This window comes from Stutzerimonas kirkiae (assembly GCF_004327335.1).
Classification (GTDB): Bacteria; Pseudomonadota; Gammaproteobacteria; order Pseudomonadales; family Pseudomonadaceae; genus Stutzerimonas; species Stutzerimonas kirkiae.
This window is the reverse complement of the sequence record NZ_QJUO01000029.1, coordinates 42,417-58,214: the sequence shown is the minus strand read 5'-3', so window position 1 is coordinate 58,214 and position 15,798 is coordinate 42,417. Positions and strand designations below refer to the sequence as shown.

15 protein-coding genes are annotated in these 15,798 nt (G+C 63.3%); 7 read left to right on the top strand and 8 right to left on the bottom strand.

Features of this window, described 5'->3' with window-relative positions:
• Nucleotides 1-272: 272 nt before the first annotated feature.
• The 7 genes from DNJ95_RS15010 to pqqA form a co-directional block, all read right to left on the bottom strand.
• Nucleotides 273-1,475, bottom strand: a complete 1,203-nt coding sequence (locus tag DNJ95_RS15010) for a YeeE/YedE family protein (RefSeq protein WP_131185541.1) — start codon at nucleotides 1,473-1,475, stop codon at nucleotides 273-275.
• A gap of 72 nt (nucleotides 1,476-1,547) precedes the next feature.
• Nucleotides 1,548-2,462: a sulfurtransferase gene (locus DNJ95_RS15005; protein WP_131185540.1), complete on the bottom strand. Its 915-nt coding sequence runs from the start codon at nucleotides 2,460-2,462 to the stop codon at nucleotides 1,548-1,550.
• Nucleotides 2,463-2,840: 378 nt separating this feature from the next.
• Nucleotides 2,841-3,995 carry a pyrroloquinoline quinone biosynthesis protein PqqE gene (gene pqqE, locus DNJ95_RS15000; RefSeq protein WP_131185539.1) on the bottom strand — a complete coding sequence of 385 codons (1,155 nt, stop codon included), beginning with the start codon at nucleotides 3,993-3,995 and terminating at the stop codon, nucleotides 2,841-2,843.
• The gene (gene pqqD, locus DNJ95_RS14995) at nucleotides 3,955-4,245 is read right to left on the bottom strand and encodes a pyrroloquinoline quinone biosynthesis peptide chaperone PqqD (RefSeq protein ID WP_131185538.1); all 291 of its coding nucleotides are present in this window, start codon (nucleotides 4,243-4,245) and stop codon (nucleotides 3,955-3,957) included. The genes pqqE and pqqD overlap by 41 nt, the downstream gene beginning before the upstream one ends.
• Nucleotides 4,242-4,994: a pyrroloquinoline-quinone synthase PqqC gene (pqqC, locus tag DNJ95_RS14990; RefSeq protein WP_131185537.1), complete on the bottom strand. Its 753-nt coding sequence runs from the start codon at nucleotides 4,992-4,994 to the stop codon at nucleotides 4,242-4,244. The genes pqqD and pqqC overlap by 4 nt, the downstream gene beginning before the upstream one ends.
• A 38-nt stretch (nucleotides 4,995-5,032) precedes the next feature.
• The gene (gene pqqB / locus DNJ95_RS14985) at nucleotides 5,033-5,944 is read right to left on the bottom strand and encodes a pyrroloquinoline quinone biosynthesis protein PqqB (protein ID WP_131185536.1); all 912 of its coding nucleotides are present in this window, start codon (nucleotides 5,942-5,944) and stop codon (nucleotides 5,033-5,035) included.
• Nucleotides 5,945-5,995: 51 nt separating this feature from the next.
• Entirely contained in the window at nucleotides 5,996-6,067 is a 72-nt protein-coding gene (gene pqqA, locus DNJ95_RS14980; protein WP_003253598.1) for a pyrroloquinoline quinone precursor peptide PqqA, read from the bottom strand.
• Nucleotides 6,068-6,781: 714 nt separating this feature from the next.
• On the opposite strand from pqqA, the gene DNJ95_RS14975 reads away from it, so the two are divergent.
• Genes DNJ95_RS14975 through DNJ95_RS14950 form a run of 6 tightly spaced genes read left to right on the top strand, consistent with a single transcriptional unit; the run spans nucleotide 6,782 to nucleotide 13,461 of the window.
• A complete protein-coding gene (locus DNJ95_RS14975) occupies nucleotides 6,782-7,741 on the top strand; it encodes an AAA family ATPase (protein ID WP_131185535.1) in 960 nt (319 codons plus the stop codon).
• The gene (locus tag DNJ95_RS14970) at nucleotides 7,741-8,670 is read left to right on the top strand and encodes a DUF58 domain-containing protein (protein WP_131185534.1); all 930 of its coding nucleotides are present in this window, start codon (nucleotides 7,741-7,743) and stop codon (nucleotides 8,668-8,670) included. Before DNJ95_RS14975 ends, DNJ95_RS14970 begins: the two co-directional genes overlap by 1 nt.
• A complete protein-coding gene (locus DNJ95_RS14965; RefSeq protein ID WP_131185533.1) occupies nucleotides 8,667-9,161 on the top strand; it encodes a DUF4381 domain-containing protein in 495 nt (164 codons plus the stop codon). Before DNJ95_RS14970 ends, DNJ95_RS14965 begins: the two co-directional genes overlap by 4 nt.
• On the top strand, nucleotides 9,154-10,167 hold the full coding sequence (locus DNJ95_RS14960) for a vWA domain-containing protein (RefSeq protein ID WP_131185532.1): 1,014 nt from the start codon (nucleotides 9,154-9,156) through the stop codon (nucleotides 10,165-10,167). The genes DNJ95_RS14965 and DNJ95_RS14960 overlap by 8 nt, the downstream gene beginning before the upstream one ends.
• Nucleotides 10,157-11,833: a vWA domain-containing protein gene (locus DNJ95_RS14955; protein ID WP_131185531.1), complete on the top strand. Its 1,677-nt coding sequence runs from the start codon at nucleotides 10,157-10,159 to the stop codon at nucleotides 11,831-11,833. Before DNJ95_RS14960 ends, DNJ95_RS14955 begins: the two co-directional genes overlap by 11 nt.
• On the top strand, nucleotides 11,830-13,461 hold the full coding sequence (locus DNJ95_RS14950; RefSeq protein WP_131185530.1) for a BatD family protein: 1,632 nt from the start codon (nucleotides 11,830-11,832) through the stop codon (nucleotides 13,459-13,461). The genes DNJ95_RS14955 and DNJ95_RS14950 overlap by 4 nt, the downstream gene beginning before the upstream one ends.
• Here the strand turns inward: DNJ95_RS14950 and DNJ95_RS14945 are convergent.
• A complete protein-coding gene (locus DNJ95_RS14945) occupies nucleotides 13,415-15,118 on the bottom strand; it encodes a putative bifunctional diguanylate cyclase/phosphodiesterase (RefSeq protein WP_131185529.1) in 1,704 nt (567 codons plus the stop codon). The two genes, DNJ95_RS14950 and DNJ95_RS14945, sit on opposite strands and share 47 nt — an antisense overlap.
• A gap of 318 nt (nucleotides 15,119-15,436) precedes the next feature.
• Between DNJ95_RS14945 and DNJ95_RS14940 the strand changes: the two genes are divergently transcribed.
• A complete protein-coding gene (locus tag DNJ95_RS14940) occupies nucleotides 15,437-15,793 on the top strand; it encodes a helix-turn-helix domain-containing protein (RefSeq protein WP_131185528.1) in 357 nt (118 codons plus the stop codon).
• Nucleotides 15,794-15,798: the final 5 nt, after the last annotated feature.

The following is a 15,798-nucleotide window of genomic DNA, read 5'->3' as shown; positions in this document are numbered from 1 at the left end:
TTCTCGTCAAGTCGTTTTCGAAGAATTTTTCGTTTCTTCTCAACCCCTTGCGCTTCGACCCCGACTGAAGCGGGAGGCGAATTCTACAGCTCACAAGAGAACTGTCAACCACCTTTTTCCGCTTCAATCCGTTGACCGGATCGACCTTCCCAGCACACCGGAAAACCACTCAAACCTAATGTAACTTGTTGATTTGAAAGCCGTTTTCCTTCTCTACCGCGCCGGAAGTGGTGCGCATTATAGGGGCTCAGGAAACAGCGTCAACCGTTATTTCATACTTTCGTCAAAACCCCTTCGAAGCGGCGGCGCCCCTTGAGGCCGAGCCACAATCCGAGAAAGCAGAACAGCGCGAACAGCCACCCGGACAGGGCGCCTGCCATGATGCCCGAAAGCAGGGTTCCCACGGTGCAACCGAGGCCGACCATCGCCCCCCAGCCCATCAGGATGCCCCCGCCCAGGTTACGCAGTGCCTCGGTGAGGCCCGGCCATCGCGGACGGAAATCCCCGGCAATCAGCGCACTGCCGAGCGAGGCCAGCACCAGCGCAGCGATGAAGACGCCATTGTTCGATAGCAGGCTTTCCTTGATCACGGTCGCACAGCCGCGGAATCCATCCAGGCCATGCAGACGCTCAGGCAGCCAGCCCTGCCCTGACGCCAGTGTGCGCGCAATGCTGCCCAGCTCGGCCGTCACCCCCAGGGGCGCGACCCGCAGGTAGGCGATGGTGCCGATAAAGGCGACCAGCAACCCACCGCACCAGACCGGCCAGCGTGTGCGCAGCAGGATCTCCGGCAGCGACCGAACAGGCTCGGGGGTAGCCTGCGTCTGTGCAGGCCGAGAACGCCTGGAGAGCCACAATGCAATCACGGCAAGCACCGCCAACTGCAGCAACAGCGAACCGGCGTACCCCAGAGAGTGCGGTAACCAGATGACTGGCGAGGCCTGGATGACACTCAGGTACAACCCATTCCAGCTCAGAAACCCCAGGATGAAACCGAACAGTGCGCCAACCAGGGCCGCCAGCGAGGCGATGGAACCTTCCCCCAGCCTATAAAGGTGGGCACTGATACAAGAACCCGAAACCGACATACCGATACCGAACACCAGTGCAGCCAGCGCCAGTACATAACTGACAGGGCCGATATGCGCCCCTGGTGGCAGCCGCCCCGCCACCGGTTCAGGCAGAAAGGCGCCGAAAACGCCATGGTAGCCAACCAGACCAACCGCCAGGGCTGCGATCAGGCCGAGCAGGCCACGCCCATCCCGCTCTTCCAGATATTCGCGGGAAATGCAGAAGAAACAGAAGCGCGACCGTTGCAGTACCCAACCGAAGGTGCCGCCGAGGATCAGGGACAACCCCAGCAGACGGCCCTCGTGGGAACCATCGTCCAATCGCCAGCCCGCCAGCAGCAACAGGGAAAGGATCGAGGCGCCGGCAATGACCGGTAGCCATGCAAAACGTGTGTCGACGGTCATCCATGGACTCCAAGCATGAAAAAGCCGTACGCCACGATGGGAAGCGTGGCGTACGGCATCGAAGTCGATGACTTACTGGTTGCCCCAGACAGTCCCGGCCAGGTTGGTGATCGGCACACCGACCGAGTTGCCATACTCGGTCCAGGAGCCATCGTAGTTACGCACGTCATAGCCGAGGATCTTGCTCAGTGCGAACCAGGTATGGCTGGAACGCTCGCCGATGCGGCAATAGGTGATGATCGGCCTGGAACCATCGACGCCCTTGGCGGCATAGAGCTTCTTCAGTTCTTCCCTGGACTTGAAGGTGCCATCCTCGGCCACGGCCTGCCCCCAGGGCACATTGACCGCACCGGGCACATGGCCGGCGCGAATCGCCAGTTCCTGGAAGCCTGGAGCGGCGAACAGCTTGCCGCTGTATTCATCAGGGCCACGAATGTCGATCAACGCGACATCCGCTTCCTTCTTCGCCGCCGCCACGACATCGGGCAAGAAGGCACGCAGGGACTTGTCGGCTTCGGCCAGGGTCACATCGCCGGCCTTGTAGGTCTTGGCCACAGTGGCAAGCGGACGTTTTTCGTCTTCCCACTTCTTGCGCCCGCCATCCAGCAGCTTGACGTTGTCGATCTGGTAGACATCGAACACCCAGGCGCCCCAGGCGGCGAACCAGTTGTTGCTGTCGCCATAGAGGATGGTGGTGGTGTCCTTGGAGACACCGGCCTTGCGCAACAGCGCCTGCAGTTGCTCACGCGAGGCGATGTCACGGTTCACCGTGTCGACCAGGTCGGTGTGCCAGTTGAGATTGACCGCCCCCGGGATATGCCCTCGTTCGAAGACACCAGGGTTCACACTGACCTCGACGATCCGTACCTTGGGATTGTCGAGGTTCTTTTCCACCCAGTCGGTATTGACCAGGTAGTTGCTGGCCCAGGTAGGGCCGGTGGAGAGGATTGCAAGCGCCCCCGCGACGAACAGCTTTCTCAATGTCATATCGGATTCTCCATAAACCGTAGGTCTTTCGGCCCTGACGGACCTTATGGAGAAGATAGAAGAATAAAAAATATTCTATAAATAACTTTTAAGAATTTGCTTGGATCAAAAACTCACTGGCTTCCCTGGCCCGCATAGCGGGGCGGTTCGACCTTACCAAGGTCGGCAAGCAGGAAGGCCGGAGAAGGGTATAAGTCCAGGGCAATCGCGCCATGCATGGCAAACAGCCGAAAACAGCGCTGGAAGGCTGGACGAAAGAGCGTGGTAGCCGGTGTCTTTCGTCCAGCTTTCCAGCCTCCAACGCTTTTATCGAAGCACCTTGCCGGTGAATAACGGCATCGCGCGATTATAAGTCCCGGCGCTTATCCAGCATGTTCTTCAGGCCTTGGCGATCAGCCGGGAAGCACGTTCATTGCGAAACTTCAGTTCCGCCATGGTACCGGGAGCCTCCTCCGCCTGACGACGGGCTGCCAGTATCTTGCCGTGATCGGCCGATTTACTGCAGACAGGGTCGGCATTGCTGGCATCACCGGTCAGCATGAAGGCCTGGCAACGGCAGCCGCCGAAGTCCCGCTGTCGCTCATCGCAGTTGCGACAGGGTTCCGGCATCCAGTCATCACCGCGGAAGCGGTTGAAGCCAAAGGAGTGCCGCCAGATATATTCGATGCTGTGCTCCAGCACACTGGGAAACTCGACGGGCAGTTGCCGTGCGCTGTGGCAGGGTAACGCCGTGCCATCCGGGGTGATATCGAGGAACAGGTTGCCCCAGCCGTTCATGCAGGCCTTCGGGCGCTCTTCGTAATAATCAGGGGTGACGAAGATCAGTTTGCAGGGATGGTTCTGCGCCGCCAGTTTCTCCCGCCACTGGTTGGTGATGGCCTCGGCACGCACCAGTTGCGCCTTGCTCGGCAGCAGCCCGGCCCGGTTCAGTTCGGCCCAGCCATAGAACTGACAGGTGGCCAGCTCGACGAAATCCGCCTCCAGCTCGACGCACAGCTCGATGATGCGCCCGATATTGTCGATGTTGTGCCGGTGGGTGACGAAGTTGAGCACCATCGGATAGCCATGGGCCTTGACCGCCCGCGCCATCGCCAGCTTCTGCGCGAAGGCTTTCTTCGAACCGGCCAGCAGGTTGTTCACCTCCTCGTCCGCGGCCTGGAAGCTGATCTGGATATGGTCCAGCCCCGCCGCACTGAAGGAGGCGAGCTTCTCTTCGGTCAGGCCGATGCCGGAAGTGATCAGGTTGGTGTAGTAGCCCAGCTCACGCGCAGCCCCTATCAGAATGGCGAGGTCCTGGCGCACCAGCGGTTCCCCTCCGGAAAAACCCAATTGGGCCGCTCCCAGAGCCCTGGACTGGCGAAAGACTTCGATCCACTGCTCCGTGCTCAGCTCCTGCTTGCTGCGTGCGAAATCCAGCGGGTTGGAACAGTAGGGGCATTGCAGCGGGCAGCGGTAGGTCAACTCGGCCAACAGCCACATAGGCGGGCCGGGTTCATGCCCCGGCTTGCTGAAACTCGATCCATAGCTGTGCATGGGCAATCTCCAGAAACGCCAGGATATCTGCGGCCACACCGGGAATATCGGGATAGCGGCGTTCGAGTTCGGCGATGATGGCCGCGGTATCACGCCGGCCATCCACCTGCAGGAGTATTTCCCCCGCGCTTGCATTCAACGTGATCATGCCCTCCGGATAGAGCAGCACATGACAGTCCTGCACCGGCTCCCACTGCAGGCGAAAGCCACGGCGGATATGCGGGATACGGTCGTACGCTGAAAGGCTCATAGCAAACCTCCACGATGCCAGACGCGCTCCGCTGTCACGCTGTGATAAGGCGGGCGCTGCAACTCATAGGCCATGCTCATGGCATCCAGCATGCTCCAGAGTACGTCCAGCTTGAATTGCAGGATCTGCAGCATGCGTTCCTGGGCCGAACGGGTACGGTAGTGGTCGAGGGTGATGCGCAGGCCATGCTCGACATCGCGTCGAGCTTCCTTCAGGCGCTTGCGGAAGTAGTCGTAGCCACTGGCGTCGATCCAGGGGTAGTGCTGCGGCCAACTGTCGAGCCGGGACTGGTGGATATGCGGTGCGAACAGTTCGGTCAGGGAGCTGCTGGCCGCTTCCTGCCAGTTGGCCCGCCGGGCGAAATTGACATAGGCATCGACGGCGAAACGCACACCGGGCAGGACCAACTCTTCGGAAAGCACTTGCTGGCGGTCGAGCCCGACGGCTTCCGCCAGGCGCAGCCAGGCCTCGATACCGCCCTCCTCGCCCGGCTCGCCGTCGTGGTCGAGGATGCGCTGGACCCATTCGCGACGGCTATCCCGGTCAGGACAGTTGGCCATGATCGCCGCATCCTTCATCGGGATGCTGACCTGGTAGTAGAAACGATTGGCGACCCAGCCCTGGATCTGCTCGCGGGTCGCGCGCCCTTCGTACATGGCCCGATGGTAGGGATGGTGGATATGGTAGTAGGCGCCCCTGGCGCGCAACGCCTGCTCGAATTGCTCGGGACTCATTGCCGGCTGGTTCATGGCCTGTCCTTTTATTGTCGTCGTAATAAGGCAGCGAACTAGAGTTCGATGTTCATGCCATCCCAGGCGACCTCTATCCGCCGCGCCCGCAGTTGCGCACGCTCGGGCGAGTCCTCGTCGAGGATCGGATTGGTATTGTTGATATGGATAAGGACCTTGCGTTGCTCGGGGAAACCTTCGAGCACCTCGATCATGCCGCCCCGTCCGCTCTGCGGCAGATGGCCCATCTCGCTGCCCAGCTTGTCGCCCACGTCGCACACTCGCATTTCATCGTCGCGCCAGAGTGTGCCATCCACCAGCAGGCAATCGGCCTGGGCCATGGCCAGCAGCACCTCGGCGGTTATCTGCCCGAGGCCTGGGGCATAGAACAGCCGCCCACCGCTCTGGCGGTCCTCGATGAGCAGGCCGATGTTGTCGCCCGGATGCGGATCATTGCGATGGGGCGAATACGGCGGCGCGGAGCTGAGCAAGGGAATGGCGCGGATGCTCAGGCCGGGGCATGACGGCACCTCGAAGGTAGCGTCCAGCGAGATCCTGTTGTGCTTCAGGCCGCCATTCCAGTGGCTGAGCATGTTGAACAGCGGAAAGCCTGTCGTCAGGTCCTGGTGGACCATGTCGGTGCACCAGACATCGTGCGGGCAGCCCTCGCGCAGGGTGAGCAGGCCGGTGGTATGGTCGATCTGGCTGTCGAGCAGGATGATGCCGCCGATGGCCGTATCACGCAGCTTGCGCGCCGGCTGCAGGGCCGGGAAGGACTCGAGCTGGCTGCGGATGTCCGGAGAGGCATTACAGAGAACCCACCGCTCGCCGGTATCGCTGATAGCGATGGAGGACTGGCTGCGCGGGCTGGCATTCAGTTGGCCGGAACGTACACCGCGGCAATTGCGGCAGTTGCAGTTCCATTGGGGAAAGCCACCCCCGGCAGCCGAACCCAGAATCCGTACGAACATCGGTACAGCCTCCCCTGGAAAATGGAGCCCCGGAAAACCGGGGCGGAACAGTCAGCGGTTGGCGAAGTACATGGTGACTTCGAAGCCAATGCGCAGATCGGTGAAGGCAGGTTTAGTCCACATGGGGCAATCCTCTTGTTGTCCAGGGAGGCCGGATCATTCCGACGCACCGAGTTAACCACCAGCCCCGCGGCGGCCGAATGGTACTTTCGAAGGAATTGCCGCTTGATTTGGTAGCGGGTGGTTTCGGGACAGGGCAATCGCGCTATAGCGGTCAAGGAGCAGTCTTGCGATAGGATTGGCAAGTGAGTCTGTACTTTGACCATAGGGGCAATCGCGTTGCCCTTATGTCCGAGGCGTTGCGATCCCGCTCACCCCCTCGACGAAACACGCATGAACCCATCCCCGGGGCTCTTCATCGGCGTGCCTGCCGACGAAGGTTTCTCCGAAGGGTTGACCGGGATCGCAGCGACTACCGAAGTGAATGTGAGAAAAAGCTTTATCGTCGCTGCACCCGTACGAACTGGAGCCTGGATGAGTAGTTGCAGCGTTTCTCTACAGTCACCACCGAAGATGGCTGTGCGGATACCAGGTGGCGAAGAGCTACAGGGATGTATTCACGCGTGCCCCGTTCCGCCACCCAGTATTCGCACAGAGGCGCTGCACCCGAGTTCACGCAGTACGCTCGATAGACCAGAGACAAAATTACCAATCCGGTTGCAACCTTTTACATCGCGCGATTGCCCTGGCTTTCGGGCGGCGGCGGATGCCGAATACCCCCGCAATGCAGTAAAGTTCACCACTCCGGCGCCCTCGCCCGCACTTCGAGCCTGATACATGGACCATCGTGAATCCATCATCGCACTGCGCCAGTACCTCTCCAGCCAGATACTGGGGCAGGACAAACTGATCGAGCGTCTGCTCATCGCGCTGCTCGCCGACGGCCATATCCTTGTCGAAGGCGCTCCGGGCCTGGCCAAGACTCGCGCCATCAAGGAGCTGGCCGAGGGCCTGGAGGCAGAGTTCCACCGTATCCAGTTCACCCCCGACCTGCTGCCTGCCGATATCACCGGTACGGAAATCTACCGTCCGGAAACCGGCAGTTTCGTCTTCCAGCAGGGCCCGATCTTCCACAACCTGGTACTGGCCGACGAAATCAACCGGGCACCGGCCAAGGTCCAGTCAGCACTGCTGGAGGCGATGGCCGAACGTCAGGTGAGCATCGGCCGCAGCACTTACGAGCTGTCGCCGCTGTTCCTGGTCATGGCCACGCAGAACCCCATCGAGCAGGAAGGCACCTACCCGCTGCCCGAGGCGCAACTGGACCGTTTTCTGCTGCATGTGCGCATCGGCTTCCCCGATGCCTCGGTGGAGCGGCGCATCCTGCAGCAGGCCCGGGGCGAGGCGATCAACGGGGAAAGCGCGCCGCAGCAGCGCGTCAGCCAGCAGACGATCTTCGCCGTGCGCAAGGAAATCCTCGGCCTCTACATGGCCGATGCGGTGGAGGAATATCTGGTGCAACTGGTGATGGCCACGCGCACGCCGGCAAAATTCGACAGTGAACTGGCCGAGTGGATCACCTATGGCGCCAGCCCGCGCGGCTCTATCGCACTGGACCGCTGCGCGCGGGTCCATGCCTGGCTGGCCGGACGCGACTTCGTCAGCCCCGAGGATATCCAGGCCATGCTGTTCGATGTATTGCGCCATCGGCTGATTCTCTCTTTCGAGGCCGAGGCCGCCGGTATCGACCAGGACCGGGTGATCCAGCGCATCCTCGACGTGGTGGCGGTGGCCTGATGCAATCCAGCGCGGATGACGCCATCCGGGTCGATCTGGCCGGGCTGATCGACATGCGCCACCATGTCCGCGAGGTTCCCCTGTTCAGCACCACGCACCGGCGCAGCGCGCTGGTTGGCCTGCACCACTCGAAGCTGCGCGGGCGCGGCGTCGATTTCGACCAGGTGCGGGTCTACCAGGCCGGCGACGACGTACGCAATATCGACTGGCGCGTCACCGCCCGTACCCAGGAGCCGCATACCAAACTGTTCCACGAAGAACGTGAACGGCCCATCTATATTCTCGTGGAACAGAGCCGCCGACTGTTCTTCAGCAGCGGCCGGGTCTTCAAGTCGGTACTCGCGGCCCGCGCCGCCAGCCTGATCGGCTGGGCCGCGTTGCACCATAACGACCGCGTCGGCGGGCTGGTCTTCGGTAGCGGCGAGCACCACGAGATAAAACCCCGCCGCAGCAAGCAGAGCCTGCTGCAACTGCTGCAGCGCCTGGCCCGCGCCAACCAGCGACTCGACAGCCTGAGCACCCTCGGCACAGACAGTTTCGCCCCGGCCCTGCGCCGCGTGCGAGAAGTCCTGCGCCCCGGCAGCCTGGCCGTGATCATCTGCGACGAGCGGACCCTGAACGAGGCCGCCGAGCAGCAACTGAGCCTGCTGTCGCGGCATGTCGACCTGCTGCTGCTGCCAGTGTTCGATCCGCTCGACCATGCCCTGCCCGCCGCCGGCCTGCTGCGCTTCGCCGAACTGGGCGCGCGCCTGGACCTGGACAGCCATGACAATGCCTTGCGCCAGGCCTACCAGCGCCAGGGCGAGGAACGCAGCAACCGCTGGCAGCGTCTGGCGGATCGTCTGCGGGTACCGATCATGCCGCTGAACACGCAATACGAGCTGATCGAACAACTGCGTACCCATCTGTTGCAGAAGGTGCTCCGATGAACGCCCTGGATCGCCTGGCGGACAATATCCCGCCGCCACCCATCTCCTGGTGGCCCCCCGCGCCTGGCTGGTGGCTGCTGGCCCTGCTGCTGCCGGTATTGTGCGTGCTTTGCTGGCGGCTGCGCCCGAGGCCGGGCAAGCGCCTGCCGCCCCCCGCCCCCGGCGGCGAACTGGAGCCGCAGCGCCAGGCGGCACTGGACGAGTTGAAGCAGTTGCCGCGCCCATACGATGACCAGCCCGCCAATGCCTGGCTGCAACAGATCAACGCCCTGCTCAAGCGCCTGTGCCGTACCCGCTATGCCAGCGAACACCCACATACCCTGACAGGCCGGGCCTGGCTGGCCTTTCTCGATAGCCGCTGCCCCTCCGCCGGCCTGACACGCTGGATGGTACTGGTCGAAGGCGCCTATCGGGCCGACTGCCGCCTCGATGACAAGGCCATCGAGGGGCTGGAACAGGCCATCGAAACCTGGATACGCAAGCATGTTTGAGTTCGCCTGGCCCTGGCTGTTCGCCCTGCTGCCGCTACCCTGGCTGCTGCGCCGCCTGCTGCCCGAGGCGGACAGCGCGGAAGCGGCGCTCAAGGTCAACTTCCTCGATGAACTGGAGCAACTCAGCGGCCGCCGCGCCAACAGTCATCTGCCCGACTGGCGACAACAACTGCCCTATCTCGCCATCTGGCTGTTGCTGCTGTGCGCCAGCGCCCGGCCACAGTGGCTGGGCCCACCGCTGCCGGTACCGGCCAGTGGTCGCGAAATGCTGCTGGCGGTGGATGTCTCCGGCTCGATGGACTATCCCGACATGCAATGGCAAGGCGAGGCCATCAGTCGCCTGCAACTGGTCAAACACCTGTTCGGCGACTTCATCGAGGAGCGCCGGGGCGACCGGGTCGGCCTGATCCTGTTTGGCGACAAGGCCTACCTGCAATCACCACTGAGCTTCGACCGGCACAGCGTGCGCATCTGGCTCGATGAAGCCCAGGTCGGCATCGCCGGCAACAACACCGCCATCGGCGATGCCATCGGCCTGGCCGTCAAGCGCCTGCGCGAGCGCCCGGACAACCAGCGCGTGCTGATACTGATCACCGATGGCGCCAACAACGCCGGGCAGATCGCACCGCTGACCGCGGCCCGCCTGGCTGCCGAAGAAAAAGTCAGGGTGCACACCATCGGTATAGGCGCCAGCGTGGAATCCTCCGGCATGCTTCATCCATCCGGCTTCAACCCGGCACTGGAACTGGACGAAACCTCCCTCCAGGCCATTGCCCGGGAAACCTCCGGGGAATACTTCCGCGCCCGTTCCAGCACGGAATTGCAAGCCATCGGCGAGTTGCTGGACCGCCTGGAACCGGTGCGCCAGCGCTCGACCCAGAGCCGCGTCGCCCAATCCCTGTATGCCTGGCCGCTGGCGCTGGCACTGATGCTCAGCCTGCTGCTGGCCGGGCGCACGCTCTGGCCTGATCTCGCCGGCCACTGGAAGGCTCGCCATGCTGCCTGAACTGCTACGCCCCGGCTGGCTGATGTGCCTGCCGCTGCTCGGCTGGGTACTGTGGAAACTCTGGCACCGGCAGCGCAAGGTCGGGCGCTGGCAGCGCCTGATTCCCCAGGCGTTCCATGGCACCCTGCTGACCCGCGGCCGCCTGCGTAACAGCCGCCTGCCATGGATCACGCTGGGGCTGGCCTGGCTGCTGGCCTGCCTGGCGCTGCTCGGCCCCAGTTGGCAACGTATCGAGCAGCCCAGCCTGCAACGTGCCGACCCGCTGGTCGTACTGCTGCAAACCACCCCCTCGATGCTGGCCGCGGACGTTCCACCGAGCAGGCTGGTACAGGCCCGCTACAAACTGATCGACCTGCTGCGCAGCCGCCAGGACGCACAGACCGCGATCATCGCCTACGCCGGTAGTGCGCACACGCTGGTACCCCTTAGCGACGACCTGGAAACCGCCCGGCACTTGCTCGACATCCTGCATCCACAACTCATGCCCGAGCCTGGGCAGCGCGCCGACCTGGCCGTGGCCCAGGGGCTGGCGCTGATCGAACAGGCCGCCCAGGGCCGTGGCCGGCTGCTACTGATCGGCAGCAGCCTCGCCCCCCGTGAACGCGAGGGCATCGCCCGCCTGCTCGAACGCCAGGACAGCGAGTTGCTGATGCTTGGCATCGGTACCGCCCAAGGCGCCCCCGTGGAGCAGGAAGATGGCAACTTTCTCAAGAACCTGGATGGCTCGATCCTGATCCCGCGCCTCGATGGCGACAGCCTCGCCGCCTTCATCGAAGGAACCGGCGGCCACTACCAGCCGGCACAACTGGACAACAGCGACTTCGAGCGCCTGGGCCTGCTGGATGCCAGGGGGCGGCCGCTGATACGAGAAGAAAGCGCCAGCCTCAGCCTCTGGCTCGACCAGGGTTACTGGCTGCTGTTGCCCCTGCTGCTGCTGGCCAGTTGTGCCGGCAGGCGCGGCTGGCTGTTCTGCCTGCCATTACTGTTGGCCGCGCCGCCTCCGGCACAGGCGCTGCAATGGCGGGACCTGTGGTCACGCCCGGACCAGCAGGGGCAGGCACTGCTCCACGCCGGGCGCCCCGCACAGGCCGCCGAGCACTTCACCGATCGGCGCTGGCGCGCCCATGCGCTCCACCTGGCCGGGGACTTCGGCGCAGCCGCGCAACTGCTGGCCGAGAGTGATGAAGCCATCGACCATTACAACCGTGGCAATGCCCTCGCTCGGGCGCAATCGTGGCCGGCGGCCATAGAAGCCTATGAGCAGGCACTGGAGCTTGACCCGCAGTTGCAACAGGCACGGTACAACAAGGAATTGCTCGAAGAACTGCAGCGGAGCCAGACCACCACGCTCGACGAACCTCAGGAACCGGCAGCGCAAGATGGCGACGACATGGCGGCCCATTCCGAAACCTCGCGGATGGCTACCTCGGACGATGGCGAAGACGAGCCCGCCGAGGAACCGACGCCAACCCAGGCGCAGGAAGACGCAGCGGCGCCGACGGCAGCCGTCCCGAGCGAGCCGCCCGGCACTGCGGCCCAACCAACCAGCGATGAGCAGGAACAGGCCTTGCAGCAGTGGCTACGCCAGGTCCCCGACAATCCGGGTGAACTGCTGCGACGCAAATTCCTCTATGAACAACGCAAGCGCCAGGAGCCGAATCGATGACCCGCAGAATCGTGCTCATGCTTGGCCTGCTGGCCATCAGCCTGCAATTGCAGGCCTCCGGGCTGGTCGCCAGTGTCGACCGCAGCCGCCTGAGCCTCGACGAAACCTTCGAACTCACGCTGGAATCCATGGATGCGACGCTGTTCGGCAAGCCCGACCTGCAGCCACTGGATGATTCGTTCAAGGTCCTGGCCACCCGCCAGTTCAACCAGTTGGCCAATGTCAACGGAGAGAACAGGGCCGTCACACGCTGGCTGGTGACCCTGCAGCCACGCTACAGCGGCCATGTGCTCGTCCCGCCGCTGAGCCTGGGAGAATGGCGCAGCGAGCCCATCGAACTGCAGGTACAACAGGCCAGCGATAGCGTGAAAAGCGGGCAACTGGCGCCGATCTTCATCGACGCCAGCCTCGACCAGGAAAGTGTCTACGTGCAGGCGCAGGCGATACTCACCCTGCGGATCTACCATTCGGTATCGCTTTACGATGACAGCACCCTGTCACCACTACAGGCGCCAGACATGCTGGTGGAGCGCCTGGGGGAACCGCGTACCTACGAAAAGCTCATCAACGGCATCCGCCACGGGGTAATCGAGGTGCGCTACGCACTCTATGCGCAGAAAAGCGGGGAGTTACTGATTCCCGGGCAATTGTTCAGCGCCACGCCGGTCAGCCAGGGCACCGGTATTTCCCCTTTCGGCCAGCGCCCCGGCGCCGCGACCCAGGTCAGCGCCCCGGCCATCCCACTGCAAGTACGCCCGAAGCCCGCGGGTTATCCGCCTGACCAGCCCTGGTTGCCCGCCCGGAGCCTGGAACTGAGCGAAACCTGGAGCGGCCCGGCGCAGGGCATGCGCCAGGGCGAGTCACTGACCCGCACGCTGGTCCTCAAAGCCCAGGGGCTGGTCGCCAGCCAGCTCCCGCCGATACCGGCCACGGAAAGCCATGTGTTGCGCGTCTACCCCGAGCAACCCGGGCTTTCCAGTGAAACCTTCGAACATGGCGTGACCGCCACCCGCGAACAACGCGAGGCGCTGGTGGCGGTCAACGCCGGTAGCGCCGAGCTGCCGGCCATCGATATCGCCTGGTGGAACACCCGCGAAGACCGCCTCGAACATGCGCACCTGGCGGCACGCACGCTGGAGATCGAGGAAAACCCGGCCCTGCTGCGCAGCGAACGCCCGAGCGCCGCCAGTGATGCGACGCTGGCGCAAGCGACGCTCTGGCCCTGGCAATTGAGCAGCGGCCTGCTGGCCTGCAGCACACTGCTGGGATTCGGCCTGTGGCTGCGCGCCCGACGCCAGCCGCCGATCCTGCGCCAGCAGCAGAGCGGGCCGACGCCACGCAGCCTGCTGGATGACCTGAAAAAGGCCTGCCAGGGCAATGACACCCAGGCCACGCGCCAGGCACTGGACGCCTGGGCCCGTCAGCAACCGGAGACTCTGGCGGAAATGGCGGCACGCTTCGTACCACTCTCGCAGGCGCTGGACGCCCTCAACAGCGCCCTGTACAGCGAAACAGGCCGACGCTGGCACGGCGAAGCGCTGTGGCAGGCGATCCAGCACCTGCCACCGGCCCAGGAGCCGATCAGCGTTCAGGAGAACAGCAGTCTGCCACCGCTCTACCCGCGCTGAAACCCTGCCGCGGCAGCGTCAGCCAGTGCGCAAGCTCATCCCCCGGCAAGGGCCGCGAGAAAAGATAGCCCTGCGCCACGCGATAACCCAGCCCCCGGAGGATTCGATACTGCTCCCAGGTCTCGATGCCTTCGGCCACCGCCGTCAGGTTCAGGTTATCGCTCAGGCCAGCCACCGCCTTGCTCAAGGTGCGGCTGGTGGCATCCTGCTCGAGATCACTGACGAAGCTGCGGTCCAGTTTGATTTCCTGGATCGGCAACCGCTGCAAGTGGCTCAGGCTGGAAAAGCCCGTACCGAAATCGTCCAGCGACAGGCGCACGCCGAGCCCGCGCACTTCCTGCAGCACCTTCAAGGTGTTCGAGCTGGTATACAGCAATACGCTTTCGGTTATTTCCAGGGTCAGGTCGCTGGGAAGCAGTCCGCTCCCGGTCAGCGTCTGCAGGATCACCCCGGGAAGTCCGGGATCGTGGAAATTCGACGGCGACAGGTTGATCGACAGAGAAGGCACATCGAGCCCGGCCCTGCGCCAGGCCGCCAGTTGCCGGCAACCCTCGGACAGGCTCCAGCGCCCCAGTTCATCGATCAGCCCACATTGTTCGGCCAAGGGTATGAAGCGGACCGGAGAAATATCCCCCAGTTCGTCGTGTCGCCAGCGGGCCAGGGCCTCGACCCCATAGAGGCTGCCATCGGCCAGCGACACCTGCGGCTGGTAATGGAGCCGCAGTTGGCCGTGCTCCAGCGCCGAGCGCAAGGCACTCTCCAGAGGTAGCTGCTCGACCCCCGGCGGCGTCAGTTCATGGCTGAAGAAACAGATCCCCTCCGGCAGGGATTTGGCCCGCCCCATGGCCGTATCGGCATGCTGGATCAACTCGTCGACGCTGTCTCCATCGTCTGGAAACAGGCTGATGCCCAGGCTGACCGAGGGCGTATAGGTGATTCCGGCGAGCGGGCAGGACGCCTGCAGGATGGCGCGCAGGCGCAATGCCTGCGCGCGTGCCTCGGCCCTGTCGCAACCGGGCAGGAGCAGGACGAACTCGTCGCAGAACAGCCGTGCGACAAGATCGCCCGGCTGGCGGCCAGCCTGCAGCCGCTGTGCGATCAATTGCAGCAACCCATCGCCAGCCGGAAAGCCGAAGGAGTCGCTGACCCATTTGAAACGGTCGATATCGACGAAGATCGCCGCCAGCGCCCCACCGTCGCGCCGCGCCTCCGCGATCGCCTGCTCGGCCTTCAACTGCAGCAGGCCGCGCCCCGGCAGGCCAGTCAGGCCGTCATACAGGGACATCTGCGCGATACGTACGGTACCCGCGTGGTCATCGCCCTCCTGCAAGAGCGAACGAATGAAGATGACCACCACCCGCTCCTGCTCGGTTTCGACCTGCAAGGCGGAGATAAGGCCCTGGCGCCGTTCTCCGGAGCGATTGTGGAGATCGAGGCGCAGACTGTCGTTGAGGTCGGCATGGCAGCGGGAAACCAGCTCGGGCAACAGCAGGTTGGCACTCTGCCCGATCACCTCATCGCGCGAGCAGCCCCAGAACTCCTCCGCCGAGCGGTTGAGCAGCAGCACGCGGTTATTCCGATCTACGATCATCACCGCATCGCTGGCCTGCTCCAGAGCATTGGAGCAAATACCGAGGAGTTCTCTAATACCCCACATAGGAGCACCGTCCTATGGCCATCGGGAGATGAAGCGATATGCGCAATGAGAAGAGGTCCGTTGAAGTAGCACTTTGCCACCCGCCGGCAGTCTCATTCATCATCGCCGCCCACACTCCAACAGACCCATGCACCCCCCGCATAGACAGTTCTGACTGGGCCAACATCCATTCCTCCATGATCTAGTGGGGCATAACAGCAAAAAGCCATCAATGACCTTTCACGTCAACAGAATATACGGGATACGTCCTTCGCTTGCGAGTCTCGGGCCGAGAAAATATCGCCAGGCGTCATACACAATGACGCGAGAGGCCAAGCTATGAAGGACAGAGGATTAGTGTTTCGGGTGGGAGCCGCCATAGCTCGCCGCCGCAAAGCCAGAGGACTGACACAGGCACAGATAGCTGAAATGATCGGAGTCGAGAAGGAGACCATCAGCCGGATGGAAAATGGCGTCATCTCCCCGACCCTGCCCAGGCTGCAGCAGATCGCCGATATATTCGGCTGCTCGCCTGTCGAACTGCTCCACACGGAAACAGGAGAAACAGCCGCTCACGCACAGTACATCGGTGAAATCATTCAGGAGTTGTCCGAGAATGAACGCATCCTCATCGTCGGTTTCGTCACCGAAGTGGTGCGCCTGCTGAAAACCCGCGAACCCACGACAAGCGAATAGCCCCC